Annotated in this window: 18 protein-coding genes; 12 read left to right on the top strand and 6 right to left on the bottom strand. The window is 66.2% G+C overall.

The genetic code is table 11. The features are described from left to right. The first annotated feature begins 1 nt into the window (after nucleotide 1). The 4 genes from AC5RT3_RS07970 to AC5RT3_RS07955 all read left to right on the top strand — a co-directional run bounded on the left by AC5RT3_RS07970 (nucleotide 2) and on the right by AC5RT3_RS07955 (nucleotide 6,185). Nucleotides 2-1,006 (top strand): ABC transporter permease, encoded by a 1,005-nt coding sequence (locus tag AC5RT3_RS07970; RefSeq protein WP_494051894.1) that lies wholly within the window; start codon nucleotides 2-4, stop codon nucleotides 1,004-1,006. After that, nucleotides 1,003-3,246: a dipeptide ABC transporter ATP-binding protein gene (locus AC5RT3_RS07965; protein WP_494123946.1), complete on the top strand. Its 2,244-nt coding sequence runs from the start codon at nucleotides 1,003-1,005 to the stop codon at nucleotides 3,244-3,246. Before AC5RT3_RS07970 ends, AC5RT3_RS07965 begins: the two co-directional genes overlap by 4 nt. A 40-nt stretch (nucleotides 3,247-3,286) precedes the next feature. Further along, on the top strand, nucleotides 3,287-5,005 hold the full coding sequence (locus AC5RT3_RS07960; RefSeq protein WP_494051892.1) for an ABC transporter family substrate-binding protein: 1,719 nt from the start codon (nucleotides 3,287-3,289) through the stop codon (nucleotides 5,003-5,005). 118 nt (nucleotides 5,006-5,123) lie between these two features. Further along, entirely contained in the window at nucleotides 5,124-6,185 is a 1,062-nt protein-coding gene (locus AC5RT3_RS07955; protein ID WP_494051891.1) for a Gfo/Idh/MocA family protein, read from the top strand. 9 nt (nucleotides 6,186-6,194) lie between these two features. Here the strand turns inward: AC5RT3_RS07955 and ald are convergent, their stop codons facing one another. Next, nucleotides 6,195-7,313 (bottom strand): alanine dehydrogenase, encoded by a 1,119-nt coding sequence (ald, locus tag AC5RT3_RS07950; RefSeq protein WP_494052014.1) that lies wholly within the window; start codon nucleotides 7,311-7,313, stop codon nucleotides 6,195-6,197. Between the two features lie 232 nt (nucleotides 7,314-7,545). Here ald and AC5RT3_RS07945 point away from each other — a divergent pair, with 232 nt between their 5' ends. Then, complete coding sequence (locus AC5RT3_RS07945; RefSeq protein WP_009357948.1) at nucleotides 7,546-8,763, top strand: PucR family transcriptional regulator; 1,218 nt, start codon at nucleotides 7,546-7,548, stop codon at nucleotides 8,761-8,763. Here AC5RT3_RS07945 and AC5RT3_RS07940 read toward each other — a convergent pair. Beyond that, on the bottom strand, nucleotides 8,760-9,206 hold the full coding sequence (locus AC5RT3_RS07940) for a helix-turn-helix domain-containing protein (protein ID WP_494051890.1): 447 nt from the start codon (nucleotides 9,204-9,206) through the stop codon (nucleotides 8,760-8,762). The two genes, AC5RT3_RS07945 and AC5RT3_RS07940, sit on opposite strands and share 4 nt — an antisense overlap. Nucleotides 9,207-9,254: 48 nt before the next feature. Here AC5RT3_RS07940 and AC5RT3_RS07935 point away from each other — a divergent pair, with 48 nt between their 5' ends. Beyond that, complete coding sequence (locus tag AC5RT3_RS07935; RefSeq protein WP_494051889.1) at nucleotides 9,255-10,037, top strand: alpha/beta fold hydrolase; 783 nt, start codon at nucleotides 9,255-9,257, stop codon at nucleotides 10,035-10,037. Here the strand turns inward: AC5RT3_RS07935 and ptsP are convergent, their stop codons facing one another. Then, nucleotides 10,038-11,723 carry a phosphoenolpyruvate--protein phosphotransferase gene (gene ptsP, locus AC5RT3_RS07930; protein ID WP_494123945.1) on the bottom strand — a complete coding sequence of 562 codons (1,686 nt, stop codon included), beginning with the start codon at nucleotides 11,721-11,723 and terminating at the stop codon, nucleotides 10,038-10,040. It lies immediately after the preceding gene. A 160-nt stretch (nucleotides 11,724-11,883) separates the two neighbouring features. Between ptsP and AC5RT3_RS07925 the strand changes: the two genes are divergently transcribed. The 4 genes from AC5RT3_RS07925 (at nucleotide 11,884) to AC5RT3_RS07910 (ending at nucleotide 16,632) form a co-directional block, all read left to right on the top strand. Further along, on the top strand, nucleotides 11,884-12,609 hold the full coding sequence (locus tag AC5RT3_RS07925; RefSeq protein WP_494123944.1) for a TetR/AcrR family transcriptional regulator: 726 nt from the start codon (nucleotides 11,884-11,886) through the stop codon (nucleotides 12,607-12,609). Nucleotides 12,610-12,706: 97 nt separating this feature from the next. After that, nucleotides 12,707-14,740 carry a PTS mannitol transporter subunit IICBA gene (locus AC5RT3_RS07920; protein ID WP_494051886.1) on the top strand — a complete coding sequence of 678 codons (2,034 nt, stop codon included), beginning with the start codon at nucleotides 12,707-12,709 and terminating at the stop codon, nucleotides 14,738-14,740. Next, on the top strand, nucleotides 14,740-15,903 hold the full coding sequence (locus AC5RT3_RS07915) for a mannitol-1-phosphate 5-dehydrogenase (protein ID WP_494051885.1): 1,164 nt from the start codon (nucleotides 14,740-14,742) through the stop codon (nucleotides 15,901-15,903). The genes AC5RT3_RS07920 and AC5RT3_RS07915 overlap by 1 nt, the downstream gene beginning before the upstream one ends. Before the next feature lie 207 nt (nucleotides 15,904-16,110). After that, nucleotides 16,111-16,632: a GNAT family N-acetyltransferase gene (locus tag AC5RT3_RS07910; protein ID WP_494051884.1), complete on the top strand. Its 522-nt coding sequence runs from the start codon at nucleotides 16,111-16,113 to the stop codon at nucleotides 16,630-16,632. 55 nt (nucleotides 16,633-16,687) lie between these two features. Here the strand turns inward: AC5RT3_RS07910 and AC5RT3_RS07905 are convergent, their stop codons facing one another. From AC5RT3_RS07905 to rraA, 3 genes are all read right to left on the bottom strand, one after another. Further along, on the bottom strand, nucleotides 16,688-18,127 hold the full coding sequence (locus AC5RT3_RS07905; RefSeq protein WP_494051883.1) for a sugar porter family MFS transporter: 1,440 nt from the start codon (nucleotides 18,125-18,127) through the stop codon (nucleotides 16,688-16,690). Between the two features lie 199 nt (nucleotides 18,128-18,326). Beyond that, nucleotides 18,327-19,985, bottom strand: coding sequence for an MDR family MFS transporter (locus AC5RT3_RS07900; protein ID WP_494123943.1), 1,659 nt, complete (start codon nucleotides 19,983-19,985; stop codon nucleotides 18,327-18,329). 96 nt (nucleotides 19,986-20,081) lie between these two features. After that, a complete protein-coding gene (rraA, locus tag AC5RT3_RS07895) occupies nucleotides 20,082-20,579 on the bottom strand; it encodes a ribonuclease E activity regulator RraA (protein ID WP_494051881.1) in 498 nt (165 codons plus the stop codon). Between the two features lie 116 nt (nucleotides 20,580-20,695). Here rraA and AC5RT3_RS07890 point away from each other — a divergent pair, with 116 nt between their 5' ends. Both AC5RT3_RS07890 and AC5RT3_RS07885 read left to right on the top strand, forming a co-directional pair. Further along, nucleotides 20,696-21,982: an MFS transporter gene (locus AC5RT3_RS07890; RefSeq protein WP_494103762.1), complete on the top strand. Its 1,287-nt coding sequence runs from the start codon at nucleotides 20,696-20,698 to the stop codon at nucleotides 21,980-21,982. A 139-nt stretch (nucleotides 21,983-22,121) separates the two neighbouring features. Continuing rightward, nucleotides 22,122-22,730: a TetR/AcrR family transcriptional regulator gene (locus AC5RT3_RS07885; protein WP_494051879.1), complete on the top strand. Its 609-nt coding sequence runs from the start codon at nucleotides 22,122-22,124 to the stop codon at nucleotides 22,728-22,730. The last annotated feature ends 104 nt before the right edge of the window (nucleotides 22,731-22,834 follow it).

Below are 22,834 nucleotides of genomic sequence, written 5' to 3'. Positions count from 1 at the left end.
CGTGACCAACCTCAATGCCGTCGATCCGGCAGCCGCGGCGCAGGACGCCCACCTGGAGGGCGCCGACGCCGTCATCGGCAAGTCCACCATCATCTTCCGCCGCTTCATGCGGAACAAGACAGCCGTGGCCGGCCTGGCCATCTTCCTTGCCCTGACCCTGTTCTCCTTCGTGGGCGGGTACTTCACGCCCTGGGACAAGGAAACCATCGACCCCTTTAACATCGGGATGCCGCCGTCCGCCGTGCACTACCTGGGCACCTCCCAGGCCGGCATCGACCTCTACGCCATGACCGTGGAAGGAACCCGGATCTCCATCCTGATCGGCCTGGTGGTGGGCCTGGTTTCGGTCCTCGTAGCCGCGGTCTACGGCTGCACCATGGCCTACTTCGGCGGCAAAGTGGACAAGCTGATGCTCTTCGTCCTCGAAGCGCTCATCATGATGCCGGCACTCCTGGTTGTCGCCGTGGCCACCAGCGGCGGCGGAGCGGGACTCAAACAGGACCTGCCATCCTGGCTGCTGCTGATCATCGTGCTGCTGGTCTTCAGCTGGATGGGAACCGCACGCCTCATCCGTTCGCTGTCCATGTCCCTCATGCAGCGGGACTTCGTCAAAGCAGCCCAGTACATGGGTGTGCCGCCGCTCCGGATCATCTGGCGGCACCTGGTGCCGAACATCGGCTCGCTGCTGGTCCTGGACATTACCCGCGGGGTCACCGCCGCCATCCTGGCCGAGGTTGCCTTCTCCTTCATCGGCATCGGCATCAAGCTCCCGGACGTAAGCCTCGGCGTGCTGATCGGCGGCGCCACCTCCCAGGTCCAGACATTCCCGTGGATGTTCTGGGTGCCCCTGACTGTCATGTTCCTCCTCACCGGGTCCCTGGCGATGATGAACGACGGCCTGCGTGACGCCTTCGACCCCAGCTCCAGCTCCAGCGGCAAGGCGCGGAAAAACAGAGCCCGCAACAACGGAATCCAACAGGCACCTGTGCAGAAGAAGGCGTCATGAGCAGCGAAACCACCGCCGGGCCGGCGGAGTCCACGGGGTCGCCGGCGGAGCGGCTCCACGTAGCAGGGCTCTCCGGCCCCACCGACGCCGTACTGTCGGTCCGCGACCTGCACGTCCGGTTCAACTCTGAAAACGGCGTTGTCCACGCAGTCCGCGGCATGGACTTCGACCTGATGGCCGGCAAGACGCTCGGCATCGTGGGAGAGTCCGGCTCCGGCAAGTCCGTCACCTCCCTGGCCATCATGGGCCTGCTGCCCCCAGCCGCCGAGGTCTCCGGCTCCGTCCGCCTCAACGGCCGTGAACTGCTCGGCCTTAGCGACAAAGCCATGGGCGGTTACCGCGGCAACGAACTGGCCATGGTCTTCCAGGACCCGCTTTCCTCCCTGACGCCCGTGTACACAGTGGGCACCCAGATCATTGAAGCGCTCACCATCCACAACCCCGGCATGAGCAGGCAGGCGAAGGAAGCGCGCGCCGTCGAACTCCTGGCCATGGTGGGGATTCCCAGCCCCAAGCACAGGCTGAGGGCCTTTCCGCATGAATTCTCCGGCGGCATGCGCCAGCGCGTGATGATCGCCATCGCCATCGCCAACAACCCTCGGGTCCTGATCGCGGATGAGCCGACGACGGCGCTGGACGTGACCATCCAGGCGCAAGTCCTTGAGGTGCTCCACACGGCACAGGAAGAGACCGGTGCCGCCGTCGTCATGATCACCCACGACCTGGGCGTGGTGGCCGGCATGGCAGACGACATCATGGTGATGTACGCCGGCAAGCCTGTGGAGACAGGGGCGGTGGATGACATCTACTACAACCCGCGGATGCCCTACACCATGGGCCTGCTCGGCGCCGTGCCGCGCGTTGACGCTGCGGAGAAGCCATCGCTGATTCCCATCGAGGGCATGCCGCCCAACCTGATCCATACCCCCACCGGTTGTTCGTTTGCGCCCCGCTGCCCGCTGGCCTCCGAGGCCTGCCTGGACGGCGAACCCGCGCTGGCACCAGTACCGGGAAGCGCCCTTCACCGCGCCGCCTGCATCAAATCCGGGGCCTTGGGCGGTGACGTGGACGTCCGCGACGTCTTTTCCGCTCCGCCGGTGCCGGTGTCCCGCTTCGATGCCATTCCCCGCGGGGAGCGCACAGCTGTCCTGGAGCTCAAGGACGTGCGCAAGCACTTCCCGCTCACCAAGGGAGCCCTGATAAAGCGCCGCATGGGCACCGTCAAGGCCGTGGACGGGATCAGCTTCGACATCCGTGAGGGGGAGTGCTTCTCGATCGTGGGCGAGTCAGGTTCGGGAAAGACCACCACCCTCCTGGAGATCATGGAGTTCCACAAGGACCAGGACGGCGAAGTGGTCATCGGCGGCCTGAGCAACAAGCAGGCCGCGGATGCCAGGACCAAGGGCGCCATGCGCCGGGAACTGCAAATGGTGTTCCAGGACCCTACCGGTGCCCTGGACCCGCGGTTCACCGTCTACGAAGTCCTCGCCGAACCGCTGCAGAACGCAGGCATGGACCGGCAGGCCGCCAAGAAACGGATCATGGAGCTGATGAGGCTGGTGGGCCTGCAGCCGGACCACGTCAACCGCTTCCCCAACCAGTTCTCCGGCGGCCAGCGCCAGCGGATCGGCATTGCACGCGCGCTGGCCGTGAACCCCAAACTGGTGGTTCTTGACGAGCCCGTCTCGGCCCTCGACGTTTCGGTGCAGGCAGGGGTCATCAACCTCCTGGACAGGCTCCGTGCCGAGCTGGGCCTGAGCTACCTCCTGGTGGCGCACGATCTCTCCGTGGTCCGGCACATCTCCAACCGGGTTGCCGTGATGTACCTGGGCAAGATTGTGGAGATCGGCGAGGTTGACCGGGTGTTCGGCAACCCCCGCCATCCGTACACGCGGGCCCTCCTGTCCGCCATTCCGGTACCTGACCCCCAAGTGGAACGCACCCGCGAACGCATCATCCTCAAGGGCGACCTGCCCTCCCCGCTGGACGCTCCCAAGGGCTGCAACTTCGCCACGCGGTGCCCCGTCTTCGCTGCACTGCCGCCCGCAAAGCAGGAAAAGTGCTTCACCCTGGAGCCGCCGCTGGAGCCCGTAACGCCCTCAATGGCGGCACGGACCCTGGAGGCTGCCCCCGTGCCGCTGCCGGACCAGCGCTTTGCCTGTTTCTTCCCGGACGGACCGCTGGATGAGGACATGCTGGTGGTCCACGACACAGCGGACCACCATGCACCCCAGGATTAGCCGACCCATCACTCCACCAGCACCAAACGAAGGGAAAACCATGAGGAATCTGAACAGGATCGGCGGGGCAGCTGCCATTGCTGCTGCCCTGGCGCTGACGGCCTGCGGCGGTGGTGGCGGTGCCACTGGCCCCGAAACGGCCAAGGGGCAGGAGGCAGGCAGCGACCTGTCCAAGCTCATCAGCATCAACGAGAAGCCTGCAGCCGATCTTGAACAGGGCGGCAAGGTGACACTTCCGCTGGGCAGCATCGGTCCGGACTTCAACGGGTTCTCCAACAACGGCAACAGCTCGGACAACTCCGCGCTGATGGCTCCGATCAATCCGGTTGCGGTGTCGGGCGGCGGAATCGGCGGCTGCTGGAAGGTCGATTTCGAGGGCAAGGCGAGCCCCAACAAGGACTTCTGCGAGTCCGTGGAAAGCGAGATGGTTGACGGCAAGCAAACCGTCACCATCAAGGTCAACGAAAAGGCAACCTACAACGACGGCACGCCGATCGACATCAAGGCCTTCCAGAACACCTGGAACATCCTGAAGAGCCCGGACGCCGGCTACGACATCGTGACCTCCGGTTCCTACGCTTTCGTGGAGTCGGTCGAGGCCGGCAGCAGCGACAAGGAAGTCATCGTCAAAATGACGCAGCCGGTCTATCCCCTGGAAGACCTGTTCTTCGGGCTGATCCACCCGGCCGTCAACACGCCGGAGATCTTCAACGAGGGCTTTGTCGGCGAGATGCACCCGGAGTGGATGGCCGGCCCGTTCAAGGTGGACCAGTATGACCCGGCCGCCAAGACCCTCTCCCTGGTCCCCAATGAAAAGTGGTGGGGCACAAAGCCGGTCCTGGAGAACGTGGTCTTCCGCCAGCTGGAAACCAGCGCCCAGATCGCAGCCTTCAAGAACGGCGAGATCGACGCGATGTCCGCCAACACCATCGCCCTTTACAAGCAGCTGGAAGGCACCAAGGACGCCGAGGTCCGCCGCGGCCAGCGCCTGTTCGCCGGCGGCCTGAACATCAACGCCCAGCGGATCACCGACGTCGCTGTCCGGGAAGCCATCTTTGCCGCAGTGGACCGCGAGGCCCTGCGAAAGGTCCGGTTCAACGGCCTGAACTGGGAGGAGCCCAGCTCCGGTTCCATGATGCTCCTGCCGTTCTCGGACTACTACCAGGACAACTACCCCGTGAAGGAGACCGGCCCGGACGCCGCCAAGAAGGTCCTGACCGACGCCGGGTACACGGAGAACGCCAGCGGCGTCATGGAGAAGGACGGCAAGCCTGTCTCCTTCAAGATCAGCAACTTCGGTGACGATCCCACCACGCTGGCCTTCACCCAGACCCTGCAGAAGCAGCTCCAGGCCGGCGGCATGGACGTGGGCATCGACCAGCGGGCCTCGGCCGACTTCGGAAAGGTCATCGGCGGCCGCGAGTTCGACCTGAGCGTCTCCGGCTACACCGTTGGCGCCGACGCGACGTCCGCCGTCAAGCAGTACTACGACTCCAAGACCAACGAAAACGGCCTGGGAGACGCTGAACTGGACAAGAGGATCGCCGAGCTCGCCTCCATCGAGGACAACGCCGAACGGAACAAGGCAGCCATGGAAGTGGAGAAGGAGCACATGGCGAAGTACTTTTCCATGGGCGTGGTCATGAACGGCCCGCAGATCTCCTTCGTCCGCACCGGCCTTGCCAACTACGGCCCGTCCCTGTTCCAGAGCCTGTCCCAGGTTCCGGACTGGACCACCCTTGGCTGGGAAAAGAAGTAACTGCTTCATAATCGCCAAGGCCGGCATTCCCGCCAGGGGGTGCCGGCCGCGGCGTTTAAGTAGCAGCGGATAAGGACAGCCGGCGCGCCCGGCAAGGCAGCGGAGTAGCGTAGCTTCCATGACCGGAACTGCTGCTGAACGCCCCATCCGCACTGCCGTCGTCGGGTACGGCCTGGCAGGGAGCGTCTTCCACGCCCCGCTGATCGCGGCCGACCCCAGTTACTCGCTGGACGTCATTGCAACGTCCGACGCCGGCAGGCAGGCGGCTGCCACCGCCCGCTATCCGGGGGTCAAGACAGTCCGCGACGGCGACGCCGTCCTGGACGTTGCGGACCACCTGGACCTGGTGGTGCTGGGAACCCCGCCGGCCACGCACTACCCCCTGGCCAGGGCTGCCCTGGAAGCGGGGCTGGACGTTGTGGTGGACAAGCCTTTCGCTGTCACCAGCGCGCAGGGGCAGGAACTGATCGAACTGGCCCGGAAGCTGGGCCGGGTGCTGACGGTCTTCCACAACCGGCGGTGGGACGGCGATTATCTGACCCTGCGGAAATTGCTGGCGGTGGACGCCGTGGGCACCGTGACCAGGTTCGAATCGCGCTTCGAGCGCTGGTCCCCCATCATCGCCAAAGCCTGGAAGGCGCGCGCCACGGCCGCCGACGGGGGCGGTGCGTTGTTCGACCTGGGCAGCCACCTCATTGACCAGGCGCTCCAGCTCTTCGGCCCGGCCGCGGTGACCCATGCCGAGCTGCGGGCTCGGCGCTCTGAGGAGCGGGCGGATGATGATGTGTTCGTGGTGCTGCGCCACGAGACGGGGGTCCTCAGCCACCTGCACATGAACATGCTCTGCGCGCAGCAGGCCCCGCGGTTCCGCGTCCTGGGTTCGGTGGGCGGCTTCACCAAGCACGGCGTGGACCCGCAGGAACCTTACATCGTGGCCGGAGGCAGCCCGCTCGACGAGGAATACGGGGTGGAGTCACCGGAATGGGCAGGGCTCCTGGGCCGTGACGGCCACCTGGATGCCCTGCCCACCGAGCGGGGGGCCTATCCCGAGTTCTACCGGCTGCTGGCCGGGAAGATCCACGACGGCGGTGCCGCCTCCGCGGCGCCCCTTCCCGTGGACCCAGCAGACGCCGTCGAGACCCTCAAGATCATCGAGGCGGCACGCGCTCTGGCCCGGTAGCGCCTCCTGTTACGCCGAGACGAGTTCGTGCCAGTCGGCCACGAGGGGCAGGTTGTGGGCTTCCGAAACCGAGTGGTGTGCAACGTGGCCGGCGGCGATGTTGAGCCCTGCCGCCAGGGCAGGATCACGGTCGAACGCGGCCTTGACGCCGAGGTTGGCCAGGGCCACCGCGTAGCGCAGGGTGACGTTGGTCAGCGCGTACGTGGAGGTGTTGGGGACGGCGCCGGGCATGTTCGCCACGCAGTAGAAAATGGTGTTGTGCACCTTGTAGGTGGGTTCCTGGTGCGTGGTGGGGTGGGTGTCCTCAAAGCAGCCGCCCTGGTCAACGGCGATGTCCACCAGGACCGAGCCGGGCTTCATCCGCGCCACGAGGTCGTGGGTCACCAGTTTGGGGGCCTTCGCGCCGGGGATCAGGACCGAGCCGATCACCAGGTCCGCGTCCACAACGGACTTCTCGATCTCGTATTTGTTCGAGGCCACCGTCTTCAGCCGGCCCTGGTACTGGGCGTCCAGTTCGCGGAGCCGGTTGATGTTGATGTCCAGGATGGTGACGTCTGCGCCGAGTCCCAGCGCCATGGCTGCAGCGTTGGTTCCGGCAACGCCGGCGCCCAGCACAACAACCTTGGCAGGGCGGACGCCGGGCACGCCGCCCAGCAGGATGCCCTTGCCGCCGGCGGGTGCCATCAGCGAGGAGGCGCCCACCTGGACGGACAGCCGGCCCGCGACCTCGGACATGGGCGCGAGCAGGGGCAGGGTGCGCCCCTCCTGCACGGTTTCGTAGGCGATGGCCGTGACGCCGGAGTTGATGAGCTCGCGGGTCAGTTCCGGCTCGGCGGCGAGGTGCAGGTAGGTGAAGAGGATCAGGCCCTTGCGGAAGCGGTGGTACTCGGCCTTGATCGGCTCCTTGACCTTCATGACCATGTCCGCACGGGCCCAGACGTCGTCCGCCTCGTTGACGATTTCCGCACCGGCGATCGAGTATTCCTCATCGGTGATGCCGGAGCCGAGGCCCGCGCCGCGCTCCACCAGGACCGTGTGGCCGTGGGTGCGGAACTCGTGGACGCCGGCGGCAGTGATGGCCACCCGGAATTCGTTGTTCTTGATTTCTTTGGGGACACCGATGATCATCGTGGGCTCCAGGTTCTCGGCCGTGTGGGCCGGAAAGTGCGGAAGGTTCTGTGTTTCCACGATAAATCCGGCTGTGAGCCAGCCGACATGGAGTAGTGGTGGACGTGTGGGGAGAACCGCGGAATTCTGCCGATTTTATCGGCTTTCATTCGACAGATGTCGAGCCTTGGAACGTCAGGTGTCGCCTGCTGTCCGTTCGTCCGCGCCCGCTCAAAAGCAGTAGTGTTGCCCCATGCAGCAGGGTGTGGAGCAGCTCGTGGAGCAGGTGGCGCAGAAGCTCGGCCGCGGGCTGTCCCTCGAGGACCTGGACGGGGTGCTGCTCGCCTACAGCTCCAACCAGTCCCACGCGGACCGGGTGCGGGTGAACTTCCTGCTCAGCAAGAAGGTGCCGGCGGACGTCAGCGCCTGGCAACTCTCGCACGGCATCGCCACCGCCGTCCGGCCCGTGGTGGTCCCGGCCAACCCGGACCTGGGGATGCTGGGCCGCGTGTGCGTCCCGTTGATGGTCCGCGGTTTCCGCGTGGGATACCTGTGGGTGCAGCAGGACTCGGCGGAGGAAAATCCGGCTGCAATCCTCACCCAGCTCCCGGCAGTCAACCACGAGCTGGAACTGCTGTCCGGGCTGCTGCTGGATTCCAACACGGCCGAATCGGAGTACCGGCGGAGCCGTGAGCGGGAGTTCCTGGCTGCCTGCGCCGGGGAACCAAACGCGGTGGCTGCCGTAGCCGGGTGGAAGGAAGTCCAGGGGAAGGGGCCCTGGCAGATGGTCACGGTCCTCGACGCCGACGGCTGGGCCAGCGGCCCCGATCCCATTGCCGCCACCCTGACCCACCGCTCCACCGCGCTCCAGGCCACCGTGGGTGTTGATGCCGCCCTGTTCAGCGCCGGCACCGAGACGCATTCGGTGGTGCTGTTCCGCGAATCGACAGGCCGGGCCAACCACGCCCAGGTGCTGGTGCACTACCAGCTGGAACTGGCCAAACGCTCGGGCCGGCCGGTCCACCGCATCATCCTGGGCATCAGCGAAGGCTTCAGCCGGACCCGCCAGCTGTCAGAGGCGTACCGCCAGTCCAGGGTTGCGGCGCAGGCTGCGGCGGTGGACCCGCAACTGGGCGAGCTGGTGGACTGCCGGGCCGCCGGCGTGTACCAGCTGCTGGCCTCGGCCGGGGGAGGGGTTGGCGCCTGGGCGGACTCCGGCTCGGTCTACTTCCGGATGCTGGAGGACCACGACCGCAACGGTGAGCTCATTCCCGTCCTGGAACTCCTCTATGACAACGACGGCTCGGTGCAGGACGTTGCCGCCCGGCTGCACCTGCACCGCAGCAGCATCTACAACCGGCTGGGCCGGATCCGGCAGCTCCTGGGCGTGGACCCGCTCAAGGGGCTGCCCCGGCTGGAACTCCACGCAGCCCTGAAGATGCGGCGCTGGGCAGGCCGGCCAAGGATCTAGGCGTCCTGCCCGTCCACCGCTTCCTGCGGGCCTGCCTTCCTCCTGGATTCCTTCTTCTGCTGCTCCAGTTTCTGTTGTTCAAGCTTCTGCTTGTCCAGCCAGGCCATGATGGCCGCCAGCGGGATGCGCCGGTGTGAGCCGCGGTATTCCACCGGGATTTCGCCGCGGTCCGTCATGTTGCGGAGGTAGGTGTGCGAAATGCCGGCCAGTTCCGCCGCCTTGGAGGTGGTCAGCATTTCCTCAACGCTGCTGACGGTCACCGCTTCGCCGCGGCCGAACCGGTGGAGCAGATCGACGACGGCGTCCCGCGCCAGGGGCGGCAGCCGGTGGACAGTGCCGTCCACGAAAACAGTGATGTCATCGCTGCCCGCAAGTGCCCGCTGGAGCCTGTCGGCATCTTCCCCTGGAAGGGCGCCGGTCATCCGGGGAGCTATCAGTGCCATGATTTCAGCCTACCCGTGCCCTGCTGCGGCGGACGGTATGCTCGGCTGATGGAATTGAGTGGCGGACAAGATGTGGAACACGGCGGCCTGCATGGAAAGCTCTATGCTTCGGTCCTGCCTGCCGCTGTCGGGGCCAGGCCTACGTACGTGCTGCTGCACGGTATCGGCGTCTCCCACCGCTACCTGGCCCGGCTGCATCAGGAGCTGGCCAAGACAGCGGACGTCTACACCCTTGACCTGCCGGGCTTCGGCAATGCGGACCGCCCCCGCCGGAGGCTGGAGGTTGAAGACTATGCTGCCTTCGTCACTGCCGTCCTGGCCAGCGCCGGGGTGCGAAGCTATGTGGCCGTGGGCCATTCCATGGGAACCCAGCTGGCAGTGGACCTGGCCCTGCAGGAACCCGGCCAGGTGTCCGGCGTCGTCCTGATGGGGCCGGTGGTGGATGACAGCCGGAAGTCGGTGGCGCGGCAGTCCTTGGCACTGACCAGGGATGCGATGTTCAGCGAATCCCTGTCCGCCAACGTCATCGTGTTCGGCGACTACTTCCGGGCCGGCCTGCGCTGGTACCTCACGGAGCTGCCGGTGATGATGGAATACCCCATCACGGAGCGCCTGGCAGGCGTCAGCCAGCCCGTGCTGGTTCTCCGGGGCGAAAAGGACCCGATCGCCCGGCGCCCGTGGTGCGCACGCCTGGCCGGCGTTGCCCCGCAGGGCACCGCCGGCGAAATCCCCGGGCAGGGCCACGTCTTCCAGCACACCGCCCCCGAAGCCGCAGCGGAAACCATCAGCGGATGGGTCCGTGCGGTGGACGAGTTCGGCGTCAGCGCCTGATCAGAGCCCCAGCTCCTCCAGGACGGGCAGCTTCTCCCGCACCCAGGCCCGGGCCTCAGTGGCGCTCGGTGCGGACAAGGCCAGCTTGGCAAGTTCCTGCGCCTCGGAGAGCGTAACGGTCTTCAGGACGGCGGCCACGGCCGCGATGGAGCGCGCGGTCATGGACAGCGTATTCACGCCCAGGCCCGTCAGCACGACGGCGAGGGCGGGGTCCGCGGCAGCCTCGCCGCAGACGCCCACCGCCTTGCCGCTGCCTTCTGCCCGGGAGCCTTCAACGGTGAGCCCCACCAGGCGCAGGACGGCCGGCTGCCACGGGGTGTTCAGGTTGGCGAGCGGCCCCAGCTGTCGGTCGGCCGCCATGGCGTACTGGGTGAGGTCGTTGGTGCCCAGGCTGGCGAAGTTCACCTCGCGCAGAATGGACTCGGCCGTCAGGGCAGCGGAGGGGACCTCCACCATCACCCCGGGGTTCCTGATTCCGGCGCCTGTACACATGGACGCGAAGTGGGCAGCCTCCTCTGCCGTGGAGATCATGGGTGCCATCACCCACACGTCAGCCTCCGACTGCTTCTCCGCCAGGGCGATTGCTTCCAGCTGGCGGTCGAGGACCCCGGGCGTGGTGAAGTCGGTGCGGTAGCCGCGGACACCGAGGGCCGGATTGGGTTCAGTGGAGTCAGTCAGGAACGGCAGCGGTTTGTCCGCGCCGGCATCAAGGGTGCGCAGGACCACTTTTTTGCCCGGGAAGGCATCAAAAACACTCTTGTAGGCTGCGGCCTGTTCTTCAACGCTGGGCTCGGTGTCCCGCTCCAGGAAGCAGAATTCCGTGCGGAACAGGCCCACGCCCTCGGCGCCCAGCTTGGCGGCCGCCTCGGCGTCCTTGCCGCCGCCCACGTTGGCGAGCAACGGCACAAGGTGGCCGTCCGCCGTCGCGCCCGTACCGCTGAACTCGGCCAGCAGGGAAGCCGTGGCCGCCCACGCTTCCGCTGCAGCGCGCAGGGATCCGTCGGGCTGGGAGGTGATGTTGCCGGCGGCCCCGTCCACGTAGACTTCGGTGCCGTCCGGGAGTTCGTCCACGCCCACCGCGGCGACCACGGCGGGGAGGCCAAGGGAGCGGGCAATGATGGCGGTATGGGACTGCGGGCCGCCGCCGGAGGTCACCAGGGCCAGGACCTTGTTGGGGTCCAGGGTGGCTGTGTCGGCCGGGGCAAGGTCCTCGGCCACCAGGATGAATGGTGAGTTGGCGCTGGGGATGCCCGGCGCGGGGACACCGCGGAGTTCAGCGACGATCCGGGCACGTACGTCCAGGACGTCGGTGGCCCGTTCGGCCATGTAACCGCCCAGGTTATGCAGCATTTCCGAAACTGAGGAGCCGGATTCCCAAATGGCGCGCTCGCTGGACACCCCGCGGGCAATGAGCTTGCTGGCGCCCTTGATCAGCATGGTGTCCTTGGCCATCAGTGCGGTGGCTTCGAGGACTGCCTTGCCATCGCCGGTTGCGTGGGCGGCGCGTGCCTTCAGTTCATCGTGTACTGCCTGGGATGCCGCCTTCAGGGCTGCAGTTGCTTCCTCGGCCGTCGTGCCCGGTGCCAGCTGTTCACCGGCGGGAGGTTCGCTGATCGGTTTCGGCATCTGCCGGATGAGTCCGATGACGCGGCCTGGACTGACGCCTACTCCTGGGAAGTTCTGCACTGAAGGTCCTCATTCTCTTCCGGTAGCCAGGCGCGTCATGATCTCCGGCGCCGTGCCGGCACCACCCGGGGACTGCTACGTCCAGGGCGGGAAACGTGCCTGAAAAAATTGTATGTGATTCAGTTCATATAGCAATGCTATAGGTGCTAGGGTAGCGGTTATGAGTTTGGATGGCCAGCTTCCCCCCAAAATGCGACTGCTGCGTGCGGCGGCCGAATTGCTGGCAAAGTCCGCGGGAGCTCCCGTCTCCACCCGCCAGATCACACAGCTGGCAGGGGTTTCGGCTCCCACCCTGTACCACCACTTCGGCGACAAGGAAGGCTTGTTTGACGCCGTCGTCGCCGCGGGTTTTGAGGAATATGTCGCGGGCGAAAGGGATTTCGCCCCCTCCGGGCACCCGCTTGAGGACATCCGGAGAATGTGGGACAACCATGTGCAGTTCGGGCTGAACCAGCCGGAGCTGTACCTGGTGATGTTCGGCAATATCCGTCCGGAGAGCCGCCCCGCCATCGTTGCCGATGCCGAGGCCCTGATGGAGGAGATGCTGAACAAGGCAGCGGCGGCGGGCCAGCTGAACGTCCAGCCCCGGGAAGCGGCCAGGTCCATCCTGGCGGCCAACGTGGGCGTGACGCTGATGCTGATTGCGGAGCCCGCCTCCGAACGGAACCTCGAACTGTCCACCATGACCCGGGACGCCATGATCTTCGCGGTGTCCGCCGAGCCCTCCACGGGCCCGGTTCCGGGCGAGACCGGGAAGTCCTCGGTAGTGGTGGCTGCGATCGCCCTGAACGCCGCACTTCAGGCCTCGCACTCAGACCAGCTCTCGAGCTCGGAACTCAAACTCTTCCTCGAATGGCTGCACAGGATCTCCACCAGCCCGGCCTGAAGCAGCCTCCTGCGCATTACCCCGCTAGACAGCAATACGTCGCTCGTCACCATCGGACCATCCTGCACAGCAGCAGGACAGACGGTTAGGAAATCACATGGCAACAGAAACAGTTGCGAAACCCCGCACCAGCATGCGGGTGGGCGTCCAGAAATTCGGAACGTTCCTGTCCGGAATGATCATGCCCAACATCGGTGCATTCATCGCCTGGGGCCTCATCACGGCGCTCTTCATCGAGAAGGGCTGGCTGCCGGTTCCTGAACTGGGCGGCTTCGGCACCAACGCCGAAGGCGAGCCCAACACCGGCCTCGTGGGACCAATGATCACCTACCTGCTGCCCCTGCTGATCGGCTACACCGGCGGCAAGATGGTCTACGACACCCGCGGCGGCGTGGTGGGGGCCATCGGCACCATGGGCGTGATCGTCGGTGCCGGCATCCCAATGTTCATCGGCGCCATGATCATGGGCCCCCTGGGCGGCTGGACCATGAAGAAGATCGACTCGATCTGGGACGGCAAGATCCGCCCCGGCTTCGAGATGCTGGTGAACAACTTCTCGGCAGGTATCTGGGGTGCCCTCCTGGCCATGCTGGGCTTCTACGGCATCTCACCACTGGTGTCCGCCTTCAGCACCGGCGCGGGCAATGTGGTGCAGTTCCTGGTCAACAACGGCCTGCTGCCGCTGACCAGTATCTTCATTGAGCCGGCCAAGGTGCTCTTCCTCAACAACGCCATCAACCACGGCGTGCTGACCCCGCTGGGTGTGCAGCAGTCCCTGGAGCAGGGCAAGTCCATCCTGTTCCTGCTCGAGGCCAACCCCGGCCCGGGCCTGGGCATCCTGCTCGCCTACATGTTCTTTGGCCGCGGTGCCGCCAAGGCCTCCGCCCCCGGTGCCGTGATCATCCACTTCTTCGGCGGCATCCACGAAATCTACTTCCCCTACGTCCTGATGCGCCCGTTGCTGATCCTGGCCGCCATCGCCGGCGGCATGACCGGCGTCGCAACCCTGGCTATCACCAACTCCGGCCTGGTTGCACCGGCAGCCCCGGGATCCATCATCGCGGTGCTCGCCCAGACCTCCCGTGACAGCTATGTGGGGGTCATCCTCGCGGTCCTGCTCGCGGCAACAGTGTCCTTCCTGGTAGCCGCGATCATCCTTAAGACCACCAAGCACAGCGACGAGGTCGACCTCAATGACGCCACCGCCAGGATGGAGCAGATGAAGGGCAAGAAGAGCTCCGTTGCCTCCACCCTGACGGGCACGGGAGCCGGCGGTGGGCTTGCAGTGCTGGCCGGACCGGTGAAGAACATCGTGTTCGCGTGCGACGCCGGCATGGGCTCCAGTGCCATGGGCGCCTCCGTGCTCCGGAACAAGATCAAGGCGGCCGGCTTCCCGGACGTCAAGGTCACCAACGCCTCCATCGCCAACCTCAGCGACACCTACGATGTGGTGATCACGCACCAGGACCTGACCGAACGGGCCAAGCCCGCCACGTCCAGCGCTGTCCACTATTCCGTGGACAACTTCATGAGCAGCCCTCGCTACGACGAGATCGTTGAGCTGGTCCGGGAAAGCAACGCCGGGGACGGTACTGTGCCGGGCACCGAGCCTGCTGCCGGAACCTCCGGAGGGGCGGCAGGAACAGGTGCGGCCGCGGGTGCTGCGGCAGGTGCGGATACTGGAACGGCGTCCGGCGGAGGCGAGATCCTGGCCCGCGAAAGCGTGGTGCTGGACGGCTCGGCCACAACCCGTGACGCTGCCATCGACGAAGCCGGCCGGCTGCTGCTGGCCCGCGGCGCCGTGGATGAGGGCTACATCTCGGCCATGCATGAGCGCGAGGCGTCCGTCTCCACCTACATGGGCAGCTTCCTGGCCATCCCGCACGGCACAAACGCCGCGAAGGACCACATCCGCAAATCCGCGGTGTCCGTGATCCGCTACCCCGAGGGCATCGACTGGAACGGCAAGCAGGTGAAGTTCGTGGTGGGCGTTGCAGGCGTCAACAACGAACACCTCCACATCCTGTCCTCCATCGCGAAGGTCTTCACCAACAAGGAGCAGGTGGCCCGACTGGAAGCCGCCCGATCCGTGGACGAAGTCCTGGAGCTCTTCGGAAAGGTCAACGCATAGTGAAGGCTGTACATTTCGGTGCCGGGAACATCGGCCGCGGCTTTGTTGGACTGCTCCTGCATGACGCAGGGTACGAGGTGGTCTTCGCGGACGTGGCTGATGCCCTCATCGCGCAGCTCGCGGAGGCGGACAGCTACCAGGTCCACGAAGTGGGGGAGAACCCCGCCGTCCGGACCGTGGACAACTTCCGCGCACTGAACTCGAACACGCAGGAAGCCGAACTCGTCGCGCAGATCTCCACGGCCGATATCGTCACCACGGCCGTGGGCCCGCACATCCTCAAGTTCGTGGCGCCGGTCATCGCCAGGGGCATCGCCGCACGCGAAGACGGGATGGCGCCGCTGCAGGTCATGGCCTGCGAGAACGCCATCAATGCCTCGGACATCCTGGCCCGGGAGGTGGCCTCCCGTCCGGAGGCTGCCAACGGGGCACTGGAAGGGCGTGCGGTGTTCGCGAACACAGCGGTGGACCGGATCGTTCCCAACCAGGAAGCCGGCAAGGGCCTTGATGTCACAGTGGAGACCTTCTACGAGTGGGTCATCGACAGGACGCCTTTCGCTGGTGCCGCCCCGTCCATCCCGGGGGCAACCTTCGTGGACGAACTCTCGCCCTACATCGAGCGGAAGCTGTTCACGGTGAACACGGGCCACGCCTCAGCAGCCTATTTCGGGTTCGAGGCAGGCATCGAAAAGATCTCCGATGCGATGGCCGACCAGGACGTGGCAGAGGACGTCCGTGCCGTGCTGGAGGAGACCAAGCAGCTGCTGGTGACCAAGCATGGCTTCAGCAACGACGAGCAGGAGGCCTACGTCCAGAAGATCCTGGCCAGGTTCTCCAACCCGCACCTGCCGGACACCGTCAACCGGGTGGGCCGTGCGCCGCTGCGGAAGCTCGGCCGGCATGAACGGTTCATCGGCCCGGCCGCTGAACTGGCGGAGCGCGGTATGGTCCCGGAAGCCCTGCTCGGTGCCATCGCCGCTGCCCTGCGCTTCAACGATCCGGCAGACACCGAGGCAACGGAACTGGCCGGCATCCTGGCTGCCAACGGCCCCGCGGACGCCACGGCGAAAATCACCGGGCTGGAGCCCGGGCACCCGCTGTTCAGCGCCGTCGCCACCCTGGTGGAGGAGCGGCAGGCGGAGGTGGCGCGCACGCCCGCCTGACCCCGCTCCTGCGTCCGCAGCGCCCGACGTATTGCTCAACGCACGACGCCGGCACTTCCGCAAGTGCCGGCGTCGTCGTTGTGATTCCACCACCTATCAGCCTAAACAGCGACCCTCTCTCAGCTTCGGCGGGTAGAAGCCGGACGCCCGCTCACTTCTGGCGGGTATGAGCCGGACGCCCGCTCACTCCTGTGCAAGGCTGGTCCGGTGACTTCCGCCCCTGATGCCCTGCCTCCTTTGCTGACCGCCGACGTCGACGGCGGCACCTTCCGCCTCCGCCGCGCCACGCGTGCCGACCTTCCCGCCGTCGTATGCCTGCTGGCTGACGACGCACTGGGCGCGGGCCGTGAAACCGGTGGGGATATGGCTCCCTACGAGCGGGCCTTCGAAGCGATCGACGGCGATCCGGCCCACCTGCTGGTGGTGGGCGAAGTGGTGCCGCGCGGCGAAGCTGCCGGTCCGGTCATTGCCACGTTCCAGCTGAGCTTCCTCCCGGGCATATCCCGGCAGGGTGCCTGGCGCTCGCAGATCGAAGGCGTCCGGGTGGGTGGCGGCTGGCGCGGTCGGGGCATCGGAGAGCTCATGGTGCGCTGGGCCATTGACGAGTCCCGGCGGCGGGATTGCGCGCTGGTGCAGCTGACCACCCACAAGTCCCGGACCGACGCACACCGTTTCTATGAGCGCCTGGGATTCGAGGCAAGCCACGAAGGCATGAAGCTGGCGCTGTAATGCCGCGGGAAGTGAGCGGGCGTTGGCTCCAGAACCGCCGGAAGTGAGCGGGCGTCTAGGCCTTCACGGAGCCCTTGGGTACGAACAGCGTCTCGGCCTGCTCCAGGGACATCCCGTTGGTTTCCGGCACCTTGAACATCACGAAGAAGAACGACGCCGCCGCGAACAGCGCGTACATGGCGTACGTCAGCGGCAGGGAACCGGCAGCCATCACGGGGAAGCTGAGGGTGATGGCGAAGTTGGCCACCCACTGGGCTGCCGCGGCCAGGCCCAGGGCGCGGGCACGGATCCGGGAGGGGAAGATTTCGCCCAGGAGCACCCATACCAGCGGGCCCCAGGAGGCGCCGAAGCTGATTACGAACACGTTCGCGGCCACCAGGGCAACCGGGCCCCAGGCGCCCGGAAGGGTCAGTTCGGAACCCGTGCCAACAGCGGAGGCGAAGGCCAGAGCCATGGCGCCCAGGGACACGGCCATGCCCACGGAACCGGCCAGAAGGATGGGCCGGCGGCCGATTCGGTCCACCAGCGCAATGGCCACCAGGGTGACCAGGATGTTGGTGACGGACGTCGCCACGGAGATGGTCAGCGAGTCCTTCTCCTGGAAGCCTACGGCCTTCCAGAGAGTGGTGGAGTAGTAGAAGATCACGTTGATGCCCACGAATTGCTGCAGGACGGAGAGGATGATACCCACCCAGACCACCGCCTGCAGCCCGAACGCCTTGCCGCGGAGCGAGCCCTTCTGGCCGGCCAGCTTGTCTTCCTCGATGGCTTCCCGGATGTCGCGGATGTGCCGGTCGGTGTCCTCTGCGGGAGCGATCGCGTCAAAGACCTTGCGGGCCTCGTCCTCCTTGCCCAGGAACACCAGGAAACGCGGGGACTCCGGGAGCGTGTAGGCAACCCAGCCGTAGACCACGGCCGGCAGGGCCGCGGCCAGGAACATCCAGCGCCAGGCCTCGATGCCCAGCCAGAACGCCTGGTCCGCGCCGCCGGCGCTGGTCGCGAACAAGGCATCGGAGAGCAGGGCGGCGAAGATGCCGGTGGTGATGGCCAGCTGCTGAAGTGACGCGAGCCGGCCGCGGATCTTGCGCGGCGAGATCTCGGAAATGTAGGCCGGCGCGATCACGGAGGCCAGGCCGATGCCCAGTCCGCCCACCAGGCGCCAGAAGATCAGGTCCCAGATACTGAACGCGAATCCGGTGCCGAGGGCGCTGACCAGGAAGAGCAGGGCGCCGAGCTTCATGGCGGGGATGCGGCCGTACCGGTCTGCCACCTTGCCGGCGAGGTAGGCGCCGGCGGCACAGCCCAGCAGGGCAATGGCGACAGCAAACCCGGTCACCGCCTCGGACAGCGCGAATTCGTCTTTCATGGCGTCGACGGCACCGTTCACTACGGACGAGTCGAAGCCGAAAAGGAATCCGCCCACCGCCCCTGCAAGCGCCAGCCAGATCACCCGCTGCGGTATCCGGGCGGTGGTCTGCTCCTGGGCAGTGGGCATGGTTCTCCCTGGGTTTGGGTTTGGTGGAATGCGGTGCGGACGTCGTCGGCTGCGGTACCGGCAAGAAGGGCCGGCGCACACGCGCTAAACAGTGTGGCACGTCACCGCCCTAGGTTCCACTTGGCAGCCTGCGCCCCTTAATAGGGGACGACGACGGCGGGCCGCGCCGCCGTCGTCGTCCTCCTTCTGCCGGGGGCAGTTAGTGCGCTGCCGCGGCTGCCGCCTCCGGAGAGGCCGCCCTCTGGTCGGTGAGCTTCTTGTTGGGGAGCGCGAAGCTGATCAGGAACGCGATGCCGGTGAGGGCCGCGGCGGTGAACATCACCACATCGATGGAGTAGGCAAAGCCCTCGGTGATGGGCCGGGTCAGCACGCTGTTCGCGGTGTGCAGCCAGCTGGTGTCGTTCAGGGACTCGTTGGAGGCGCCGTCACGAAAGAACTCGTAGAGCTTGGCGTTGGCCGGGTCCGCGGCGACGGCCGGGTCCTGCAGCACGGCCAGGTAAGCGGGATCGGCCATCGCTGACTTCATGCTGTCAGCGATCCGGCGGGCAGCCAGGCTGAACAGGAGGGAGATGAACACGGCCGTTCCCACCGCGCCGCCCATGGACCGGAAGAAGGCCGCGGAGGAGGTGCCCACGCCCATGTCCCGCGGCGGAACCGAGGTCTGCATGGCCAGCGTGAGCGGCTGCATGCAGAAACCCAGCCCCACGCCGAAGAAGACGGCGATGACGCCCGGAACCCACAGGGCGGTTTCCACGCCTAGCGAGAAGCCCATCACCACGGCCGCCGCGGTGAGGATGCCGGTGCCCATGACAGGGAAGATCCGGTAGGTTCCCGACGCCGAAATGGTCCGCCCGGCCGTGATGGACCCGGTCAGGATGCCCACGGTGAAGGTGATCATCATGAGGCCGGCCTCGGTGGGCGTCAGCCCCTTCACCAGTTGCAGGTACAGCGGCAGCATGGCGATGGCACCGAACATGCCGATGCCGATGATGAAGTTGAGCAGCGAGGACAGCCCGAAGGTGGTGTTCCGGAAAAGCCGCAGCGGGATCAGGGCGGAGTCGCCGGCCCGCTTTTCGGCCAGCAGGAACCAGGCGATGCCCGCCACGCCGAGTCCGTAGCAGAGGAACGAGTTCAGGGACGTCCAGCCCCAGCTGCGGCCCTGTTCGGCCACGAGCAGCAGCGGCACAATCGCCAGGGTGATGGCGGCGGCGCCCCAGTAGTCGATCTTCTGCTTGACGTGCTTTGCCGGCAGGTGCAGGAACAGGAACACCACGGCCAGTGCCGCCAGGCCGATGGGCAGGTTGATGAAGAACACCCAGCGCCAGCCGTCAAAGCCCAGGATGTTCGAGGAACCGGCGAACGCGCCGCCCACCACCGGACCGAGCACCGACGAGATGCCGAACACGCTCATGAAGTAGCCCTGGTACTTGGCCCGGTCCTTGAGCGAGACGATGTCGCCGATGATGGTCAGCGCCAGCGCCAGCAGGCCGCCCGCACCCAGGCCCTGGACGCCGCGGGCGAAGGCCAGCTCGGTCATGGAGTTGACCGAGCCGGCGTACAGCGAGCCAACTAGGAAGATGGCGATGGCAATGAGGTAGAGGGGCCGCCGGCCAAAGATGTCACTCAGCTTGCCGTACAGCGGCGTGCTGACCGTGGACGTGATGAGGTAGGCAGTGGTTGCCCAGGCCTGCAGCGACAGGCCGTCCAGGTCATTGGCGATAGTGTAGATGCTGGTGGACACGATGGTCTGGTCCAGCGAGGCGAGGAACATGCCCAGCATCAGTCCCACCATCACGGTCACGATCTGGCGCTGCGTCAGCGCTTCTCCGGCAGGTCGCGCCGCGGGGGCTTTGGGCATGGAAACTCCAAGGGTGGGGAAATGGCCGGCAGGGATAGTTGCTTTCAGTAACTATCGTACGCCCGCCGGTTATTCCCCATGCTGGAGATTCTTTTGCTAACGCTCCACGAGGATGCCGTCCGGATCGCACCACACCATGGCGCCGGGCCGGAAAGTCACGCCGTCCACCACTACGTCCACGTCCACCTCGCCCGCGCCGGCTTTGGCGCTCTTCCTCGGGTTGCTGCCCAGCGCCTTCACCCCGAGCTCAAGTTGTGCGATGGCCTCACGGTCCCTGATGGCCCCGTGAATCACGACGCCGGCCCAGCCGTTCGCCACGGCGCTTTCGGCGATCATGTCCCCCATCAAGGCCGTGCCCAAAGAACCGCCGCCGTCCACTACCAGCACATTGCCGTCGCCCGGCGTGGCTAAGGTGGACTTGACCAGGGCGTTGTCCTGGAAGCAGCGGATGGTCCGGATGCGCCCGCTGAAGTGGGAGCGTCCGCCCAAGGACTGGAACTGCAGTGCCACGGACGCCAGCTCGTCGCCGCGCTCGTCGTACAGGTCCGCGGTGTTGACGGTGGAAACTGAGTGTTCTTCTGCTGCTGGAGCCATCGGTTCTCCTGGTCTTGTGGCGGGGTTGCGGGCTGCCGCCGGGGCGGCACGCGGCGCTGTTGCTGCCCACGATAGTCTGATTCCGTCGTCAGCCGTCCGTCCCGGGGGAACAAGTCATGAACAGGTCCGATATACCCGCGCCACTGGAACGCGGTGCCGGGCCTGACGGTCCGGCGGCGGCGCTCGCCGAGCCCACGCAGAGGGTCACAGCCCGGTGGGTCACCGGGCTGGTGCTGGTCAACGTCGGCATCAACGCAGCATTCTTCGGCCCCATCAACGTCTTCATCGGGCAGCAGGCCATCAGTATCGATGCGCCCAGCAAGGAAGCCATCCTGTCGCTGGTCACGGCCTGCGGTGCAGCGGTGTCCCTGGTGGCGAATCCGCTCTTCGGCGCACTCTCGGACCGCACTACCTCCCGCTTTGGCCGCCGCGCCCCCTGGGTGCTGGCGGGCGCAGTGCTGGCAGCCGCCGCGCTGCTGGCCATGTCCGTGTCCCCAACTGTTGCCCTCATGGTGCTCTTCTGGTGCCTGGTCCAGCTGGGCGCCAACGCCGCCTACGCGGCCATCACCGCGGCAGTTCCGGACCGCGTCCCGGTACTCCAGCGGGGCGGAGTGGGCGGACTTGCGGCCATGGGCCAGACCCTCGGCATCCTCACCGGAGCGGTCTTCGGCGCCGTCGTCTCCGGAAACTTCATGGTGGGTTACTGGCTGTGCGCCGCCGCCCTGCTGCTGTCCGTGCTGCCGTACCTCTTCCACCGGAACGATCCCGTCCTGCACAAGGGGGTGCTGCGTCGGTTCCGGATCAAGGAGTTCCTTGTGGGATTCTGGATCAGCCCCCGGCTGTATCCGGATTTCGCCTGGGCGTGGCTGACCCGATTCCTGGTCAATGTCGGCAACCAGCTGACCATCGTCTACCTGCTCTTCTTCCTGCGGGACATCATCGGCCACGAGGACCCGGCCACCGGTGTGCTGGTCCTGACGGGAATCTACGCGGTCATGGTGATGGTCACCGCCGTAGTAGCCGGTCCCTGGAGCGACAGGGTCGGCAGGCGGAAGCCATTCGTTATCGGATCCTCCGCCATCATTGCCATGGCGGGCCTCATCATGGCGTTCTTCCCGGTCTGGCCGGGCGCACTGGCCGGCGCAGCCGTCCTCGGCGTCGGCTTCGGCGCGTACCTGGCCGTGGACTTCGCGCTGCTGACCCAGGTTCTGCCGCAGGCCCTGGACCGCGGCAAGGACATGGGCGTGATCAACGTTGCCAACTCGCTGCCCCAGGTGGTGGCGCCCACCCTGGCACTCCTGGCCGTCACCCGGTGGGGCGGCTACTCAACACTCTTCGTCATGGCAGCCATCATCGGCCTTCTGGGGGCCGTCTTCGTGGTCAAGATCAAGAGCGTGGCCTAACCGGCGGAAGACCGGGTAGTAAGGCCACTGACAAATACGTCATACAACCGTGTCGTATAGTTGATCCCTGACTGCAGGCGGACTCGGGATGGGGACGCTCCCGGCTGCTGCACTACAGGATCACAACCCCGGAATGCTGATGCCCGAAACCATTTCAGACCATCCGCCCATGGCCGCCAGGCCCTCCGCTCCTCGCCAACGGCTCCGCTATACCCGCATTTTGGAGTCCGCGGCCGCGTTTGCCCGCAAGGGCTTGGAGTCGGTGGAACTCGCGGAGGTGGCAGCCAAGGCTGATGTGCCGCTGGGCACGCTGTACCGGTATTTTCCGTCCCCCACCCACCTGATGCTGGCGTTGTACCGGCACCAGCTGGATGAATTACAGGCCGGCACCCGAAGTGGGTCTGCCCGGTTCCGCGGCCGCGCCCTGCCCGGACTGGTAATGGAAATCTTCCATATGCGGGTCATGCAGCCAGCCGTGGAACAGTGCCTGAGCCGCGGTATCTACGATCCGGACCGCGACACCACCGCGCTGCTGCGGGAAATCGACGTGCTGGGCGAGAAGGTGGTGGGCGCTGCGGCCACGGACGCTGTTGCTGCGCGCGTCCTGCTCCTGACTGTCACTGGTCTGGTCCAGTCCGTCCGGAACCGGCGCCTTTCCCTCTTCGAAGCCGAAGAGGACCTCAAAAAGGCCTGCGCCCGCCTCTCTCCGGGGGCCGAAGCCGGGTTCACACTCTCCCAAAGCGCGTAACCGGCCTAGACCAATCAGCCAATAAGTACGCCTTTATCTCGTGACGTGAGTCACAACTTTTCCCGATCAAGCGTTTTGGCACGCGTTGGCCGTGTCAAATCGTC

The sequence above is a fragment of the Arthrobacter sp. Y3221159 genome (assembly GCF_059089885.1).
This window is presented reverse-complemented; position numbering and strand designations above follow the sequence as displayed.